This is a genomic window from Achromobacter sp. ESBL13, from assembly GCF_036668755.1.
Classification (GTDB): domain Bacteria; phylum Pseudomonadota; class Gammaproteobacteria; order Burkholderiales; family Burkholderiaceae_B; genus Achromobacter.
Genome location: NZ_JAZEVT010000006.1, coordinates 375,048 through 392,267, shown reverse-complemented (window position 1 = coordinate 392,267; position 17,220 = coordinate 375,048). Strand labels below are relative to the sequence as shown.

Here is a 17,220-nt window from a genome sequence, read left to right as displayed (position 1 = left end):
CTTAGGCGAGGTTCAGGAAATTGCGCAGCAGGGCATGGCCATGTTCGCTGAGCACGGACTCGGGATGAAACTGTACTCCGTACAGCGGCAGGGTCTTGTGACGCACGCCCATGATGTCGCCGTCGGGCGCGGTGGCCGTCACCGCCAGGCAGTCGGGCAGGGTGGCGGGGTCGATGGTCAGTGAGTTGTAACGGATCACGGTGTACGGCGTGGGCAGGGCGGTGAAGATGTCGGTGCCGGTGTGCGAAATCTGCACCGTCTTGCCGTGCATGATCTGCTGGGCCCGCACGATGTCGCCGCCGTAGGCCGCGCCGATGGCCTGGTGGCCAAGGCACACGCCCAGAATCGGCTTCTTGCCGGCAAAGGCCTGGATGGCGGCCACCGAGATGCCTGCTTCAGCGGGCGAGCACGGGCCGGGCGACACGCAGATGCGGTCGGGGTTCAGCGCGGCGATCTCTTCCAGGGTGATCTGGTCGTTGCGCGCAACGCGCACGTCTTCGCCCAGTTCGCCAAAGTACTGGACCAGGTTGTAGGTAAACGAATCGTAGTTATCAATCATCAACAGCATTTTTTTCTCCGTGCGGGCAGGGGGCGTGCGGCGGGGCCGGGCCGGGATCAGATAGGTTCGTCCAGGCCGTGCTGGACCTGCTCGGCGGCGCGCAGCACGGCGCGGGCCTTGGCTTCCGTTTCGGCGTATTCGGCCTCGGGATTCGAGTCGGCCACGATGCCGGCGGCGGCCTGCACATACAGCGTGCCGTCCTTGATGACGCCGGTGCGGATGGCGATGGCCACGTCCATTTCGCCGCCGTAGCTCAGATAGCCGGCGGCGCCGCCGTAGATGCCGCGGCGCACCGGTTCCAGTTCGTCGATGATCTTCATGGCTTCCACCTTCGGCGCGCCTGTCAGCGTGCCGGCGGGGAAGGACGCGCGCAGCACGTCCATGCTGCTCATGCCCGGGTTCAGGTTGCCCGTCACGTTGGACACCAGGTGCATCACGTGCGAATAGCGTTCGATGACCATGGTGTCGCTGACCTTGACCGAGCCCACCTCGGCCACGCGGCCCACGTCGTTGCGCGCCAGGTCGATCAGCATCACGTGTTCAGCCACTTCCTTCGGGTCGGCCTTCAATTCGGCGGCCAGTGCCGCGTCTTCCTCGGGCGTTGCGCCGCGCTTGCGGGTGCCGGCCAGCGGGCGGATGGTGATTTGCGACTTGGGCACGCCGTTGTCCACCACGCGCTCCTGGCGCACCAGGATCTCGGGCGATGCGCCCACCACCTGGAAGTCACCGAAGTTCCAGAAGTACATATAGGGCGAGGGGTTCAGCGAGCGCAGCGCGCGGTAAAGCGACAGGGGCGAATCGCGGAACGGCTTGGCGATGACCTGGCCGATCTGCACCTGCATCAGGTCGCCGGCGGCGATGTGTTCCTTGGCACGGTGCACAGCGGCCAGATAGTCTTCTTTCTTGAAATCGCGCCGCTCTTCGGTCTGCATGCTGGCGTGGCTGTACGGAATTTCCACGGGGCGTCGCAGGCGCGCGCGCAGATCGTGCAGGCGCTGCTGGGCGCGGCTGTAGGATTCGGGCCGGCTGGGGTCGGCGTACACCATCAGGTAGATGCGGCCGGCCAGGTTGTCGACGATGACCAATTCGTCCACATGCATGAGCATCAGGTCTGGCGTGCCGCCGTCCATGCCGGCCGGAAACGGCTTGACGGCGGGGCCCAGGCAGGGCTCGATGTGGCGCACGGTGTCGTAGCCGAAGTAGCCGGCCAGGCCGCCGCAAAAGCGCGGCATGCCCGGGCGCAGCGCCACCTTGAACCGGCTTTGGTATTGCTCGATGAACGCAAGCGGGTCGCCTTCGTGCGTTTCCACGATCTTGCCGTCGTGCAGCACTTCGGTCAGCGTGCCGCTGGCACGGATCACGGTGCGGGCGGGCAGGCCGATGAAGGAATAGCGGCCGAAGCGCTCGCCGCCCACCACCGATTCCATCAGGCAGGTCATGCGGCCGGCCAAGGGGCCTGCATGCGCCAGCTTCAGGTAGATGCCCAGCGGGGTGTCGAGGTCGGCGTAGGTCTCGGCCACCAGCGGGATGCGGTTGTAGCCTTGTGCGGCAAGGGCCTTGAATTCGATTTCGGTCATGTCGGGGTCTCGTAAGCGATTTTTGGTTTGCTTTCAGACCGGGCGCACAACAAAAAAGCCCGGTCCAGGTGTCTGGTTCCGGGCTTGGCTCTGTGTTTACACAGCTACGGCACTAGGCGGCATACGCGTCCAGGGCCGGGAGGGATCATCGCCACCCGGAAGACAAACGCCACCAGCGCCACGAGGCGCCGAGCATTTGGTTCTGGGGGTAAGCGTTCATTGATCCGGGTGTGTCTTGATGAGGTGCGGTGTTTTGGTTGTTCCGGTTTGCCGACGCGCTTCAGGAGGCGATTTTCGCGGCGTTCTGGTTTTGATTCCAGAGCGCAACCCACTGGGCGGCGTTGACAAGCGTGTCAACTATACCATCGACATCCAGCTCCCGCACATCACGGCCTTCGTTGTAGCCGTAAGGCACCACCAGCACCTGCGTACCGGCCGTGCGGCCTGCCTGCGCGTCGTTGATCGAATCCCCGATCGTGACGGCTTCGGTCACCGCCACGCCCAGCAGTTCGCAGGCGTGTAGCACCTGGTCAGGGTCCGGCTTGCGGCGCACGCAGGTGTCGCCGCAAACCACGGCGTCGAAAAAGCCGGCCAAGCCCGTGCGCTGCAACAGCGGCAAGGTGAATTCGGTGGGCTTGTTGGTGACGACGGCCAGTTTCAGGCCCTGGTCGCGCATGTGCTTCAGGCCGTCGATCACACCGGGGTAGACCTGGGCGCGTTCGCCGTTGACCAAGTGATAGTGGCGGTAGAAGGACTCGCGCGCGCGGGCGAATTCCTCGGCCGACGGATCGGGCGCGTCCAGGCTGCCCGCCAGGCTGCGGCGGACCAGGTTGTCCACGCCCTTGCCGACGAACGTGGCGACCACGTCTTCGCGCAGTACGGTCAGGCCCAGGTCGACGCGCATGGCGTTGGCGGCGAATGCCAGGTCGGGGATGGAGTCCAGCAGGGTGCCGTCCAGGTCCAGCAGCGCGGCGCGAAAAGCGGTCATGTCGAGGTTTCCTGGTGGCTTAGACGGCGGTGGTTTCGCCGATGGCGATCTGTTCGCGCATGGATTTGATGATGCCGGCGTAGTCGGGCTTGCCAAAAATGGCCGAGCCGGCCACGAAGGTGTCGGCGCCCGCGCGGCGGATTTCAGCGATGTTGTCGATTTTGACGCCGCCGTCCACCTGCAGCACGATTTCCTGGCCGCCGGCCTGCGTCCAGGCGTCGATCCGGGCGCGCGCCTCGCGCAGCTTGGTCAGCGCGCCGGGGATGAAGCTCTGGCCGCCAAAGCCCGGGTTCACCGACATGATCAGGATCAGGTCGATCTTGTCCATGACGTAGTCCAGGTAGGACAGCGGTGTGGCGGGGTTGAAGACCAGGCCGGCCTTACAGCCGTTTTCGCGGATCAGCGACAGCGTGCGGTCCACGTGGCGGCTGGCGTCCGGGTGAAAGCTGATGTAGTCGGCGCCTGCCTTGGCGAACATCGGGACCAGGTCGTCCACCGGCTCGACCATCAGGTGCACGTCGATCGGCACTTGCACGTGGGGCCGGATCGCCGCGCACACCATCGGGCCGATGGTCAGGTTGGGGACATAGTGGTTGTCCATCACGTCCACGTGTATCCAGTCGGCGCCGGCAGCGACGACGTTGCGGACTTCCTCGCCCAGGCGGGCAAAGTCAGCCGACAGGATACTGGGGGTGATGCGGGTGGAGGCCGTGGAGGTAGACATGATGTTCGGGATCGGGGAGGGCATAATGTGCCATTATTGCAGTTTGAGGCGCGGGTTCGGGAAAGGCCCGGTTCCACGGCTCCCAATTCTGCGTTTTCGAAACGTCTCCCGAACGCCCGGCGCCGATGTCCGGCCCCCGCGTCCAGCCACACAGGGAAGGACTGTGAAACCTTACGACCTGAGCGTCTCTGTCTCTCCGCGCTTCGTGCCTGAACAGTCCGATCCCGGCGAACAGCAATTCGTGTTTGCCTATACCGTTCGCATCACCAACACCGGCGAACATCCCGCCCAGGTGATCAGCCGCCATTGGGTCATCACCGACGGCAACCAGCGCGTGCAGGAAGTGCGCGGGCTGGGCATCGTGGGCCAGCAACCGCTGCTGGCACCCGGCGAAACCTTCGAATACACCAGCGGCTGTCCGCTGCCCACCCCCGTGGGCACCATGCGCGGCACCTATCACTGCGTCGGCGAGAACGGCATCCCGTTCGAAGTGCCGATCTCCGAATTCGTCCTGGCCATGCCTCGCACCCTGCATTGAATGGCCCCGCCCGTCGCTCGTTTTTTTCCTAGCTCATGAAGCGCATTCTCAGCCTGTCCCTGCTGCCGATCTTGCTGGCCGCATGCTCTACGCCGTCGGAAATACCTTCCGGCCCCGGCGAAACCAGCACCATCCCGGGCTCGCGTGCTCCGGCGGCTGACGGCCCCCTGGTGGTGCCCTCGCTGTCGGCGTTGCCCGACACGCCGCCCCGCGCGCTGGCCGGCAAGTTCAAGGCCGGCACCTGGTCCGAAATGCCCGGTTGGTCCGCCGACGACCTGACTCAGTTCTGGCCCCTGTTCCTGCGTAACTGCCGGGGCCTGATGCGGCCGACCAGCGGCAACCTGGCCGCCCCGGCCCGCGCCACCCCGCGCGCCTGGCAGCCCGTCTGCGCCGCCGCCATCGACCCTGCGCGCGCGCCGGCGGCAGGCGACGGTGAAGCCGTGCGCCGCTTCCTGCAAACGTATCTGCAGCCGTGGCGCCTGAACGCCGCCGACGGCAAGCCGGCCACCAACACCGTCACCGGCTACTACGAGCCCCTGGTGCGCGGATCGCGCCGGCAGGGCGGCAACTACCAATGGCCGCTGTACGCCGTGCCGGCCGACCTGCTCACCATCGACCTGGGTTCGGTCTACCCGGACCTGGCCGGCAAGCGCGTGCGCGGCAAGCTGGATGGCAAGCGCGTGGTGCCCTATGACACCCGCGCCGCCATCGAATCGTCCTCGGGCCGTAAGCCCCCGGTGGTCGTCTGGGTGGATGACCCGGTGGATAACTTCTTTTTGCAAGTGCAGGGCTCGGGCCGCGTCCAGCTGACCGATGGCCCCGACGCCGGCAAGACCATCCGCGTGGCCTACGCCGACCATAACGGCCAGCCCTATGTGTCCATCGGCCGCTGGCTGATCGACCGCGGGGAACTCAGCGCCGATCAGGCGTCCATGCAGAACATCCGCGCCTGGGCGCAGCGCAATCCGAAACGCGTGCCGGAAATGCTGAACGCGAACCCGGCAGTGGTGTTTTTCCGCGAAGAGCCGGTTATCGACCCCGAACAGGGTCCCAAGGGCGCCTACGCGATCCCGCTGGCGCCCAAGCGATCCATCGCCGTGGACGCCACCTTCGTACCGCTGGGCACCCCGGTGTACCTGGCCACGACCTTCCCGGCCTCCGACCGCCCGTTGCAACGGCTGGTCTTCGCGCAGGACACGGGCACGGCCATCCGGGGCGCCGCGCGCGCCGACTTCTACTGGGGTTACGGCGAAGAAGCCGGCCAGCAGGCGGGCCGCATGAAACAACGGGGCCAGATGTGGGTGCTGTGGCCCAAGCAAGCGGGGGAGCCCTCGGCAAGATGAGCCATCAAATCGTCGTATGCGGGGCCGGCATCGTCGGCCTGTCCACCGCCCTGGCGCTGGCCCGGCGCGGCCAGCGCGTTGCCGTGCTGGCGCCGCGTTCGTCCGTGCCCGCCGCCGATCCCAACCACTACCACCCGCGCGTCTATGCCATTTCGCCCGCCAGCCAGCGTTTCCTGGCCGAGCTGGGCGTGTGGGACGCCATGCCCGCCGGCCGGTTGATGCCGGTGCAGGCCATGGAAATCCATGGCGACGCCGACGGGCAGGTCAACCTGAATGCCTGGCAGGCGGCATTGCCGCAGCTGGCCTGGATCGTCGAATCCGGCGAGATCGAACGCGTGTTGATTCAGGCGGTTCGGATGTTCGGCATCCCCTGGCTGGAAGACCGCTGCACCGGCTATCAGGATGGCGCGGTCGATACCGAAAGCGGGACCCGCATTCAGGCGGAATTGTTCGTGGGCGCCGACGGCGCCGCCTCGCCGCTGCGCACGGCGGCCGGCTTGAAGCACGACACCGTGTCCTACCACGACACGGGCCTGGTGGCGCATCTGGACGCCGAGCACGCCCACCATGGCACGGCCATCCAGTGGTTCCGTGACGACGGCGTGCTGGCGCTGCTGCCGTTGCCCGACACCGCCGACGGCCCGCAAGTGTCGATGGTCTGGTCCCTGCGCACCGAACTGGCGCAAGCGCTGCTGGCCTTGCCGGCCGAACAGCAGACCGCGCGCCTGGAAACCTTGCTGGCCGACGCCGCGGAGGGCCGGTTGGGCCGCTTGAAAGTGCGGAGCAAATTGCACGGTTTTCCGCTGACGTTGGAACGCGCGCAGATGGTGGCGCCCGGCATCGCGCTGGCCGGCGACGCCGCGCACCGGCTGCATCCCCTGGCGGGGCAGGGCCTGAACCTGGGCCTGGGCGACGTCGAGGCGCTGGCCCGCACCGTGGCCGGCCGCGAGTCCTACCGCTCGGCGGGCGACATTCGCGTGCTGCACCGCTACCAACGCGCCCGCGCCGAACCGGTGCTGGCAATGCGCCTGGCCACAGACGGCCTGCACAAACTGTTCGCCTCGCGCGCGACGCCGCTGGTGTGGTTGCGAAACGCCGGGATGCATGTGGTGGAACGCGCGCCCTTGGTCAAACGCCGCCTGATCGCGGGTGCATCGGCCAATTAAAGCGGCGCCAGGGTGTATGCCCAGGCGCGGCGGCCAGGCACGGGCGGCCAGCCCCGCGCTTTGAGGTTTTCTTTTGGAACCTTGAAGCGCGCCGGGCGTCTGAAGGACACTTCGCCTTTCCGCGTCCAACCGGCATGTCGTCCGGCCCGGCTCCTTGCCGGATGAGTTACGCTTTCCCCCAAAGAACACGATAAGTACAGGAGCACCCATGACTTTCCGCATCTCCGCCACGCTGGCGGCTTGTTTCCTGGCCGGTGGGCTGGGCTTGTCCGCCCCGGCACTGGCGCAGGCGCCGGCCCAAGGCAAGGCCGTCTCCACCGAGTCGGTCGGCAAACCCGCCCAGGGCGAAAAAAGCGTGTCGACCCCGCAGCTCGACGCCGTCAAGGAACGCTTCGAACAACGCTTTTCCGGCATGGACGTCACCGCCGTGCGCCTGACGCCTTACGGCATTTTCGAAGTGCAGCTGGGCATGGACCTGCTCTACACGGACGAAAAAGTCACCTGGGTCATGGAAGGTCCGTTGATAGACGCCATGACGCGCCGCGATGTCACCCGCGAGTCGCAGGAAAAGCTCAGCGCCGTCACGTTTGATCAGCTGCCGCTGGAACTTGCCATCAAGCAGGTCAAGGGCACCGGCGCAAAAAAGGTCGCTATATTTGAAGATCCCAACTGCGGCTATTGCAAGCAGCTGCGCAAGACGATGGAAGACCTGAACGACGTCACCGTCTACACCTTCATGTACCCGATTCTGTCGCCCGATTCCAAGGACAAGGTGCGCGACGTCTGGTGCGCCAAGGACCAGGGCAAGACCTGGGACGACTGGATGGTGCGCAACAAGAAGCCGGCCACCGCCAATTGCGATGTGCCTGAAGACAAGCTGCTTGCGCTGGGCCACCGCCTGATGGTGCGCGGCACGCCCACGCTGTTCTTTGCCGATGGCTCGCGCGTTAGCGGCGCCATTCCGCTGGACCAACTGAAAGAACGCTTGAACTGACCGGCGCTGATCGCGCCGGCCGGGTGGCTGGCGTGATAGCCGCCTTGCCACCCGGAGAAGACACTTGAAAATCGCAATACTCGACGATTACCACGACGTAGCACGGCGCTATGCGGATTGGACCTCGCTGGGCGGTGACGCCGAGGTGCAGATCTTCAACAACTTCATTCCGACTGAGCAGGTCGAGGCCACGCTGGAACCCTTCGACGTGATCGTGGCGATGCGCGAACGCACGCCGTTTCCCGCGGAACGCATCCGCGCGCTGCCCAAGCTGCGCCTGTTGATCACCACCGGCATGCGCAACAACGCCATCGACATGCCAGCCTGCACGCAGCAGGGCATCGTCGTGTGCGGCGCGCCGGGCAGCGCCGACGCCAACACCGCCACGGCCGAACTGGCCTGGGCGCACATCCTGGGGCTCTTCAAGCACCTGCCCGCGGAAGACGCGGCCATGCGCCGCGGCATGTGGCAAACCGCCATGCCCGAGCCGCTGGCCGGCAAGCGGCTGGGCGTGTTGGGCCTGGGCAAGCTGGGCGCGGCCGTGGCCAAGGTGGGCCTGGCTTTCGGCATGGACGTCGTCGCCTGGAGCCCCAACCTGACGGACGAACGCGCCGAGGCGGCCGGGGTCAAGCGCGTCGACAAGCACACGCTGTTTGCCACGTCCGACGTGGTCAGCCTGCACTTGATCTTGTCCGAGCGCAGCCGTCACGTGGTGGACGCCGCGGCGCTGGCCGCGATGAAGCCAACCGCCTATCTGGTGAACACGTCACGCGCCGGGCTGGTCGACAACGAAGCCCTGATGGACGCGCTGGTGAAATTCCGCTTGGCGGGCGCCGGCCTGGACGTCTACCCCGAAGAGCCGCTATCGCCCACCGACTCGGTGCGCGACCTGGACAACGTGATCCTGACCCCGCACCTGGGCTACGTCAGCCGCGAGAATTTCGAGGCGTTCTACCAGAACGCGCTGGACGCCGTGAAGGCGTTTCAGGCGGGCAAGCCGATTCGGGTGCTGAACGCGTAACCGCCTCGGGCTCGTGCCCTGCGCAAAACGGCTGGCCGTTGCCAACGGCCGCTTCCAGATATTTCCACAGACGATTCAGCACCGGCCCTTGCGGCCGGTCGCTGCGCCGCGCCGCAACCAACGCCTCGACGCTGCCCGGCAGATGGCGGCTGGTGATGTCCAGCAGGCGCCCGTCGCGCAATTCGTCTTCAATCAAAAAGCGCGGCAGGTGGCCCCAGCCCATGCCCTGCAAGATGATCTCCTTTTTCATCTGCTGGTCCGGGACCGTGCATTGATGCGCGCCGTCGATCATGAAGTAGCTGCGCGCGGGTGTATGGCGCGCGGTATCGCGCATGACGCACTGCGTGTAGCCGCGCAGCAGACGGGGCGTGATGGGGCGCGGCGACGCGGGTAGAAAACCCGGTGCCACGACGGGAATGAACGGCACGTCCAGCAAGTCCAGGCAGTCGATGCGGGATTCGCCCCGGTCCACCCGATGCAGGATCAGATCTGCGTCGCCATCCAGCAACCGTTCCACCGGGCCGCCCACCGCCTCGAAATGCAGGTTAAGACGCGTGCCCGGGCACAGCGCAAAAAAACCGCCAAGCAAGGCCAGCATCTGGGGCCGTGGACACAAGTCGCCAATCACCACATGCAGCTCGCTTTCTTCGCCCATCGCCAATTGCGCGGCATGCGTGCGCAGTGCGTCGAACTCGCGCAGCAGACCGGTGGCGTGCTGGTGAAATGATCTGCCCGCCGGCGTCGGCCGCACCCGGTAGCCGCTGCGGTCAAACAGCATCAGGCCCAATTGCCGCTCCAGCTTTCCCACCGCGGCGAACACGGCGGGATGGGATCGATGCAGCGCGGTGGCCGCAGCCTGAAATCCGCCCAGGCGCACCACGGCGTCAAAGCACTGGAGGTCGTGCAGGGTGAAGTCGTTCATGTTCGGTTTTCCGACAAAGACTGTGCGAACTTTGTAATTTCTTATTCAAAGCCGCGCAACTACGCTGGGCATCATGTTCACCCTTGAAGGCAGCATGATCATGCAAACGATGTCCGCAACCACAACTACCACAACCACAACTTCCACGATTACAACTTCCACATTCACCACGGGCGATTGCGTACGGATCGCCTATCGGCTGGATGGTCAGCAGCACCGGCCGGTGCTGGTCCTATCGAATTCCATCGGTACCACACTGCATATGTGGGACGACCAAGTCGTGGACCTGTCGCGGCACTTCCGGCTGCTGCGTTACGACACGCGCGGGCATGGCGCGTCCGGTGTGCCGGCGGGGGCTTACTCGATGGATCGGCTGGGCAGGGATGTCATCGAACTGCTGGACGCGCTGGGCATTGCCCGCGTGCATTTCATGGGGCTGTCCCTGGGCGGCTTCATCGGCCAGTGGCTGGGCATACATGCGCCGCAGCGCATTGACCACCTGATCCTGGCCAACACGTCTTCGTACCTGGGCCCCACGCCGCAATGGGACGAACGCATCGCCGCAACCCTGCGGGCGCGGGACATGTCGGACACCGCCGCGATGTTTCTGGGTAATTGGTTTCCGGCCGATATGTTGCGCGTGGGTGGCCCGGTCATCGATCGCTTTCGCGCCATGCTGCTGGCGATGGATCCTCAGGGCCTGGCCGGCGCCTTCGCGGCGGTGCGCGACGCGGATTTGCGACGCACGATTGCGCTGATCGACCGCCCCACGCTGGTGATCGCCGGGCGCGACGACACGGTCACCGCCGCCAGCCATGGCGCATTGATCGCGGCCACGGTGCCGGGCGCGCGCCTGCTGGAGCTACCCACCGTGCATCTTTCGAATATTGAGCAGCCCGCAGAGTTCACGCGGGCGGTGCTGTCGTTCTTGCCGCCGCGTTGATACATAGCGGCGCGCAAAAACGTAGCGGTGCGCCAAAAACGGGCAGGGTGCCGCCGTGGGCGGCCCCTGGCTCCGCGCGCCGATTACTGGCGCGTGAACGTCACTTTCTTTTCAACGATCGCGCCCGGGGCGGATGCGTCCGGGGTGGCGCCGGGTGTGTCGCCGCAGGCGTCGGCCGCGTTGTCGTCCGGGTCCACCGCGTCAAACGCCGTGTCGCCATTCGCGTCCGGCACGCCGGTGGGTTTCAGGCCGACAAAGTCGAACAGGTCGCGGTCCATCAAGTGCGACGGCACCACGCGCGACAGCGCGTTGAACACGTTCCACGAGCGGCCCGGATGCTGCTTGTCCCAGTCCTTGATCATCCGGCCCACTTCCTTGCGCTTCAGGTTTTCCTGCGAACCGCAAAGGTTGCACGGAATGATCGGGAATTGCTTGAGCTCGGCGTAGGCAATCAGGTCCGTTTCGGCCACATAGGCCAACGGGCGGATCACCGTGTGGCGGCCGTCGTCCGACACCAGCTTGGGCGGCATGCCCTTGGCCTTGCCGCCATAGAACAGGTTCAGGAAGAACGTAGCCAGGATGTCGTCGCGGTGGTGGCCCAGCGCGATCTTGGTGGCGCCCAGTTCAGACGCGACGCGGTACAGGATGCCGCGACGCAAGCGCGAACAGAGCGAGCACATCGTCTTGCCTTCTTCCAGCACGCGCGTGACGATGGAATACGTGTCTTGCGTCTCGATGTGGAAAGGCACGCCCAGGTCTTTCAGGTACTGAGGCAGGATGTGGTCGGGAAAGCCGGGCTGCTTCTGATCCAGGTTGACGGCGATCAGCTCGAACTTGAACGGCGCGCGCTTTTGCAGCTGCAACAGGATGTCCAGCATGGCATAGGAATCCTTGCCGCCCGACAGGCAGACCATCACGCGGTCGCCTTCTTCGATCATGTTGTAGTCGGACAGCGCGCGCGTCGTCTCGCGGGCCAGGCGCTTGGTCAGCTTGTTGCCTTCGTGGCGGGCTTTTTCCTCGGCCTCGGTGCGAAAGCGGACCTCGGGGGTGCGGACGGCGGGGGGCGGAGCAATATCGTTCATGATCAACGTGAAATCTGGATTTCCACGCCTACCGCCGCGCAGTCGGAAAAGGCCATGGGCTTGCTGATGCGCAAGCGTAACGAGCGGATTTCCTGGAAGTCGGCCAACAGGCGCGCGGCGACTTGTTCGGACAGGGTTTCGATCAGGTTCACATGCGCTTGCGTGCATTCCTCGACGATGGCCTCGCGCAGACGGCGGTAGTCCAGCACGCTGTGGATATCGTGGTCGTCGACAGAGCGCTGGATGTCCACATCGAATTCGGCGTCGACATGCAGGGGCTGGGTGGCGCGGCGCTCGTGTTCGAGGATGCCGATGCGGGCGTCGAGCGCAAGCCCGGAAAGGATGATGCGACGTGTGGGCATGATGAAAACCTGGGTGGGACAGCCGGAATTGTAAGGGGACGGCGGATCGGGGGCGGCGCGCTGGCTACAATTGCGCCACGTCCTGGCACCCGTGAGGCGCCGGCGCGGTCAATAAGGGTGGAAATGCAACACATGCACGATGCGGTCATTGTAGGCGGCGGCCCGGCCGGCGCGTCCTGCGCCCTGTGGTTGGCCAGGCTTGGTTTGTCCCCGATATTAGTCGAGGCCGGCGCCCGCCTGGGCGGCCTGGCCCAGGACAATCCATTTGCCGACGACTGGATCGCCGTGCTGCCGGGCGTGACGGGGCAACAGGTAGCCGCCAATATCGACACCAGCGTGCGCGCCGCCAACGTGCCGCTGCGCATGGACACGCGCGTTGTCGATGTGCTGCCCTGCAAAGGCGGTGTCCAGGCCACCTTGGCTGGACCCGACGGCGGTCAGGAACGGGTGCGCGGCCGCACGCTGGTCATCGCTTCGGGTGTGCGCGCCAAGGGCCTGCCCGATCATCCGCCGGGCGCATCGTGGCCCGGCGTGCTGGTCGGCCCGGGTTCGCCCATCGTCGCGCAGGACTACTCCGGCTTGTCGGTGGCGGTGCTGGGCGGCGGCGACAACGCCTTCGAGAATTACGTTTACGTGCGCAATCGCGGCGCGCGCATGGTGCACCTGTATGCGCGCAGCGTGCGCGCCCAGCAGCAATGGGTTACCCGCGCCGGCCGCGAAGGCGTGCGCATCGGCCCCTACACCGTCGACCCCGCTCACCGCAGCGTGGACGGCCGGCAGTACGACCTGATCCTGGTCTTCTATGGCTGGGAACCGCAAGCCGCCTTTGCCGACGGCCTGCAACTGGCCCGCGACGAACGCGGCTACATCCGCACCGACTTCGCCACCGCCCAGACCAGCGTGCCGGACATCTATGCCATCGGCGAAGTCGCCCACCGCATGCACCCTTGCGTGGTGACGTCGATGGCGGACGGCGTGGTGGCGGCCAAGGCCATCCAGCGCCGCTGGGAACGCGCGGGCGACTAAGTCCTCGTGCGAAGCGCGGCAGGCTGAGCCCAAGCCCAAGGCCAACGCCAAATTTCCAGAGTCGCCACCCGGCCGGACCCGCCTTGCAAGATCCGCGCGCCCGCCTCGGCGTTAAGCTCAGGCGAAGCCTGCCCTCCAGATTGCAGAATTGGCATTTGCCGGCGCGCCGCACACACTTGCCCCACAAGTTGGTCATCCATGACCGCGTTCGGAGACAAGCATGTTGCAAGCGCATCGCTGGCTGGCCGCGGGCGTGATGGCGGCCGCCATCGCGGGTCCGGCCCACGCCGCCTGGCCGGAACGGCCGATCACCCTGATCATCCCCGCCGCGCCTGGCGGCACCACCGATATTTCGGCGCGGCTCATCGCCGACAAGCTCGCGGCCAAGCTGGGCCAGCAGGTCATCGTGGAAAACCGCGCGGGCGCGGCCGGCATCATCGGCGCCCAGGCGCTAGCGCGCGCCAAGCCTGACGGCTACACGCTGCTGATGGGCAATATCGGCCCCAACGCCATCAACTACGCGCTGTACAAGACGCTGCCCTACAAGCCCGCCGACTTTGCGCCGGTCACGTTGGTGATCTCGGTGCCCAACGTATTGGTCGTGAACGAAGCGTCGCCCGTGCGCAGCGTGGCCGACTTGCAGGCGCAGGCGCGGCGCGACCCGTCCAAGGTGTCCTTCGGCAGCTCCGGCGCGGGGCAATCGCCGCATCTGTCCGCCGAACTGTTCAAGCAACGCGCGGGCGTGGCCGGCACGCATATCCCGTACAAGGGCGCCGGCCCCGCCGTGGCCGCGCTGCTGGGCCAGCAGTTCACGTTCATGATCGACAACCTGCCCAGCTCCATGCCGTACATCCAGTCGGGCAAGCTGCGCGCGCTGGCGGTGACCAGCGACAAGCGGCTGGCCGAACTGCCGGACGTGCCCACGATGGCCGAAGCCGGCGTCAAGGACATGGTCGTCACCGCGTGGTTCGGGCTGATCGCGCCGGCGGGCATGCCGGCAAACGTCGTCGACAAACTCTACGCCGCCACGCGCGACGTGGTGCAAAGCCCCGATATCAGCGGGCGTTTCAAAGCCATGGGCGGCCAGGCGGGCGGCAACACGCCCGCCGAATTCACCGCCTTCATCGACCAGGAACGCGCGCGCTGGAAGCAAATCGTGGACACGGCCGGACTGGCCCAGGAGCAATAGATGATCGACAAGATCCAGGCGTCCATGGCCCAGGCCGTGGCCGTTATTCCCGATGGTGCATCGGTGCTGGTGGGTGGCTTCGGCGAGGCCGGCGTGCCCTACGAATTGCTGCAATGTCTGGCGGAATCGGGGCGGCGCGACTTGACCATCATCTCGAACAACGCCGGCACCTTCGAGCGCGGCATTGCCGCGCTGCTGATCCGTAAACAGGTCAGGAAGATCATCTGCTCGCACCCGCGCCCGCCCAATTCGGACGCCTTCGCCCGTGCCTATCGGGCCGGCGAGGTCGAACTGGAATGCGTGCCGCAAGGCACCCTGGCCGAACGGCTGCGCGCGGCCGGCGCCGGACTGGGGCCGTTCTATACCCCCACCGGCTACGGCACCGAATTGGCCGAAGGCCGCCGACAGGAAGTGATCGATGGCGTGGGCTATGTGCTGGAACAGCCGCTGCGTGCGGACTACGCGCTGATCCGCGCGCACCTGGGCGACCGCTGGGGCAACCTGATGTACCGGCACGCGGCGCGCAACTTCAACCCGGTCATGTGCATGGCGGCGGGCCACGCCATCGCTCAGGTGGACGAGATCGTGCCGCTGGGCACCTTCGTGCCGGAGCAGGTCATGACGCAAGGCATTTTCGTCAAATCCGTGGTGCGGGTGGAGGGCTGACATGCAGAGCAATCACAATGACCGAGGCAACCAGGGCAACCAGGGCAATCACGGCAATCACGGCAACCGAGGCGACCAGCGCAACGACGGCGATCCCCATGCGCGATCCATCACCGGCCTGACCCGGCAGCAGATCGCGCAGTTGCTGGCCAGCGATATCCCCGACGGGTCCATCGTGAACCTGGGCATCGGCATGCCGACGCTGGTGGGCGACTACCTGCCTCCCGACAAAGACATCCTCCTGCACAGCGAAAACGGCATCCTCGGCATGGGCCCCGCCGCCAGCGGCAAGGACGTGGACCCGGACCTCATCAACGCCAGCCGCCAACCCATCACCTTGCTGGACGGCGCATCCATCACCGAGCACACCGTGTCGTTCGCCATGATGCGCGGCGGTCATCTGGACTATGCCGTGCTGGGCGCGTTCCAAGTGTCGGAAACGGGCGACCTGGCCAACTGGAAGACGGACGCGGCCGATGCCATCCCCGCCGTGGGCGGCGCCATGGACCTGGCCGTGGGCGCCAAGCAGGTGCTGGTCACCATGGAACACCGTGGCCGCGACGGCGCGCCCAAGGTGCTGCGCCAATGCAGCTATCCCCTGACAGGCAAGGGCGTGGTCACGCGCATCTACACCGATCTGGCGGTGATCGACGTGACGCCCGGCGGCTTGAGCGTTTACGCGATGACCGAGGGCGTCAACGCCGCGTATCTGCGTTCGGTGACCGATGCGCCCTTGCGCTTTCCCGAGACGCCGCGTGTGATCGTGCTGGATGCCGCCGGCGCCCCGCGCTACGCGTGATGGCGTCTGGCGTGACCGCCCCGCATTCACAGCCAAGTTCCAGCCCGGCCCTGCAAGCCGACCCTGCAAGCCCCGACCCTGCAAGCCCCGACCCACCAAGCCCGACCCACCAAGCCCGACCCACCAAGCCCGACCCATCCAGCCCGCTTCGGGCCAAGGAGACCGCTGATGATCCGATCCCTGTTGGCCGCCGCCGCGCTATGCGTGTTGCCCGTGGTCGCCGCGCACGCCGCGCCCGTCTATCCGGACAAGCCCATCACCTTGCTGATCCCGTACCCGCCCGGTGGCAGCGCCGACATGCTGGCTCGGCCCCTGGGCGCGCAATTGCAGAAGATGTGGGGCCAGCCGGTGGTGCTGGAATACAAACCGGGCGCGGGCGGCGCCATTGCCTCGGCGCAACTGGCGCGCGCCAAGCCCGACGGCTATACGCTGCTGATGGTGCTGGCCGCGCACGCCATCAACCCCAGCCTGTATCCGTCATTGCCTTACGACACGCGCAAGGACTTCGCGCCGGTGTCGCTCGTTGCCACCTTGCCGATGCTGGTGGCCGCGCCCTTGAACACGCCGGCCAACACAATCCCAGAACTGATCGCCTACGCCAAGAGCCACCCCGGCAAGCTCAGTTTTGCGTCGGCGGGCAATGGCAACACCAGCCACCTGGCCGCCGAGATGTTCAAGAACCAGACCGGCACGGACATGATGCACGTGCCCTACAAAGGTAGCGGCCCCGCGGTAGTGGCATTGCTGGGTGGCGAGGTGTCGCTGATGTTCGACAGCATCTCGACGTCGTTGCCGCAGGTGCAGGCCGGCAAGTTGAAGGCAATCGCGGTGACGGGCGAACGCCGGTCGCCGCTATTGCCCAACGTGCCGACGGTAGCCGAAAGCGTGCCGGGCTTCGTCGTGAACGGCTGGTATGGCGTACTGGCGCCGGCGGGCACGCCGCCGGGCATCGTGGACGCGTTAAGCCAAGGTATCGCCAGCGCGGTGGCAGAGCCTGCCTTGAAGCAGCAACTGGCTGGCTACGGCTATGAAGCGGTGGGGTCCACGCCCGCCGAATTCGCCCGCCATATCGACCGCGAACTGGATACCTGGAAGCAGGCAGTGACCGTGTCGGGCGCCAAACTGAATTAACGGCGATGACAGAAGCTGGCCGATGTGTTGCGCATCGGCGTCATCAGACCTAGCACGATTTTGCTTTGAGAACTTTCTCATATTTCCGGCCCGGCGGATTCGAAACAATGGCACTCGTCCCTGCGTTGATGCGTTGAAGGCTTCAGCCTGACTCTACGCGGCGGACCCAAGGCACGCGGGTTGCGAGCCC

The 17,220-nt window shown here is 66.1% G+C and carries 18 protein-coding genes; 11 read left to right on the top strand and 7 right to left on the bottom strand.

All coding sequences use genetic code 11. From position 1 onward, the window contains the following. Nucleotide 1 precedes the first annotated feature (1 nt). The 4 genes from V6F88_RS23135 to rpe form a co-directional block, all read right to left on the bottom strand. A complete protein-coding gene (locus tag V6F88_RS23135; RefSeq protein ID WP_332612518.1) occupies nt 2–568 on the bottom strand; it encodes an aminodeoxychorismate/anthranilate synthase component II in 567 nt (188 codons plus the stop codon). A gap of 47 nt (nt 569–615) precedes the next feature. Further along, a complete protein-coding gene (gene trpE, locus V6F88_RS23130; protein WP_332612516.1) occupies nt 616–2,136 on the bottom strand; it encodes an anthranilate synthase component I in 1,521 nt (506 codons plus the stop codon). Between the two features lie 280 nt (nt 2,137–2,416). Next, nucleotides 2,417–3,124 carry a phosphoglycolate phosphatase gene (locus tag V6F88_RS23125; RefSeq protein ID WP_332612514.1) on the bottom strand — a complete coding sequence of 236 codons (708 nt, stop codon included), beginning with the start codon at nt 3,122–3,124 and terminating at the stop codon, nt 2,417–2,419. A 19-nt stretch (nt 3,125–3,143) separates the two neighbouring features. After that, entirely contained in the window at nt 3,144–3,872 is a 729-nt protein-coding gene (rpe, locus tag V6F88_RS23120; RefSeq protein ID WP_332612512.1) for a ribulose-phosphate 3-epimerase, read from the bottom strand. Between the two features lie 139 nt (nt 3,873–4,011). Between rpe and apaG the strand changes: the two genes are divergently transcribed. The 5 genes from apaG to V6F88_RS23095 all read left to right on the top strand — a co-directional run bounded on the left by apaG (nt 4,012) and on the right by V6F88_RS23095 (nt 8,910). Then, on the top strand, nt 4,012–4,386 hold the full coding sequence (gene apaG, locus V6F88_RS23115; RefSeq protein WP_046805616.1) for a Co2+/Mg2+ efflux protein ApaG: 375 nt from the start codon (nt 4,012–4,014) through the stop codon (nt 4,384–4,386). Nucleotides 4,387–4,421: 35 nt separating this feature from the next. After that, on the top strand, nt 4,422–5,729 hold the full coding sequence (mltA, locus tag V6F88_RS23110) for a murein transglycosylase A (RefSeq protein ID WP_332612509.1): 1,308 nt from the start codon (nt 4,422–4,424) through the stop codon (nt 5,727–5,729). Beyond that, nucleotides 5,726–6,895: a UbiH/UbiF family hydroxylase gene (locus V6F88_RS23105; RefSeq protein WP_332612507.1), complete on the top strand. Its 1,170-nt coding sequence runs from the start codon at nt 5,726–5,728 to the stop codon at nt 6,893–6,895. The genes mltA and V6F88_RS23105 overlap by 4 nt, the downstream gene beginning before the upstream one ends. 208 nt (nt 6,896–7,103) lie before the next feature. After that, on the top strand, nt 7,104–7,889 hold the full coding sequence (locus V6F88_RS23100) for a DsbC family protein (protein WP_332612505.1): 786 nt from the start codon (nt 7,104–7,106) through the stop codon (nt 7,887–7,889). A 64-nt stretch (nt 7,890–7,953) separates the two neighbouring features. After that, nucleotides 7,954–8,910 carry a D-2-hydroxyacid dehydrogenase family protein gene (locus V6F88_RS23095; RefSeq protein ID WP_332612502.1) on the top strand — a complete coding sequence of 319 codons (957 nt, stop codon included), beginning with the start codon at nt 7,954–7,956 and terminating at the stop codon, nt 8,908–8,910. On the opposite strand, the gene V6F88_RS23090 is transcribed toward V6F88_RS23095, so the two are convergent. Continuing rightward, entirely contained in the window at nt 8,816–9,832 is a 1,017-nt protein-coding gene (locus V6F88_RS23090; protein WP_332612500.1) for a LysR family transcriptional regulator, read from the bottom strand. The two genes, V6F88_RS23095 and V6F88_RS23090, sit on opposite strands and share 95 nt — an antisense overlap. A 109-nt stretch (nt 9,833–9,941) precedes the next feature. Between V6F88_RS23090 and V6F88_RS23085 the strand changes: the two genes are divergently transcribed. Further along, nucleotides 9,942–10,775 carry an alpha/beta fold hydrolase gene (locus V6F88_RS23085; protein WP_332612608.1) on the top strand — a complete coding sequence of 278 codons (834 nt, stop codon included), beginning with the start codon at nt 9,942–9,944 and terminating at the stop codon, nt 10,773–10,775. An 83-nt stretch (nt 10,776–10,858) separates the two neighbouring features. Here V6F88_RS23085 and ttcA read toward each other — a convergent pair whose 3' ends face one another. Further along, on the bottom strand, nt 10,859–11,857 hold the full coding sequence (ttcA, locus tag V6F88_RS23080) for a tRNA 2-thiocytidine(32) synthetase TtcA (RefSeq protein ID WP_332612498.1): 999 nt from the start codon (nt 11,855–11,857) through the stop codon (nt 10,859–10,861). Between the two features lie 2 nt (nt 11,858–11,859). Beyond that, nucleotides 11,860–12,219, bottom strand: coding sequence for a dihydroneopterin aldolase (folB, locus tag V6F88_RS23075; RefSeq protein WP_046805622.1), 360 nt, complete (start codon nt 12,217–12,219; stop codon nt 11,860–11,862). Nucleotides 12,220–12,342: 123 nt separating this feature from the next. Here folB and V6F88_RS23070 point away from each other — a divergent pair, with 123 nt between their 5' ends. The 5 genes from V6F88_RS23070 to V6F88_RS23050 all read left to right on the top strand — a co-directional run bounded on the left by V6F88_RS23070 (nt 12,343) and on the right by V6F88_RS23050 (nt 17,030). Then, nucleotides 12,343–13,245: an NAD(P)/FAD-dependent oxidoreductase gene (locus V6F88_RS23070; RefSeq protein ID WP_332612496.1), complete on the top strand. Its 903-nt coding sequence runs from the start codon at nt 12,343–12,345 to the stop codon at nt 13,243–13,245. 220 nt (nt 13,246–13,465) lie between these two features. After that, complete coding sequence (locus V6F88_RS23065; protein ID WP_332612494.1) at nt 13,466–14,434, top strand: Bug family tripartite tricarboxylate transporter substrate binding protein; 969 nt, start codon at nt 13,466–13,468, stop codon at nt 14,432–14,434. Then, nucleotides 14,435–15,100 (top strand): 3-oxoacid CoA-transferase subunit A, encoded by a 666-nt coding sequence (locus V6F88_RS23060; RefSeq protein ID WP_332612492.1) that lies wholly within the window; start codon nt 14,435–14,437, stop codon nt 15,098–15,100. It abuts the gene before it with no gap. 1 nt (nt 15,101) lies between these two features. Beyond that, the gene (locus V6F88_RS23055) at nt 15,102–15,899 is read left to right on the top strand and encodes a 3-oxoacid CoA-transferase subunit B (RefSeq protein ID WP_332612490.1); all 798 of its coding nucleotides are present in this window, start codon (nt 15,102–15,104) and stop codon (nt 15,897–15,899) included. A 168-nt stretch (nt 15,900–16,067) separates the two neighbouring features. Continuing rightward, nucleotides 16,068–17,030: a tripartite tricarboxylate transporter substrate binding protein gene (locus V6F88_RS23050; RefSeq protein ID WP_332612488.1), complete on the top strand. Its 963-nt coding sequence runs from the start codon at nt 16,068–16,070 to the stop codon at nt 17,028–17,030. Nucleotides 17,031–17,220: the final 190 nt, after the last annotated feature.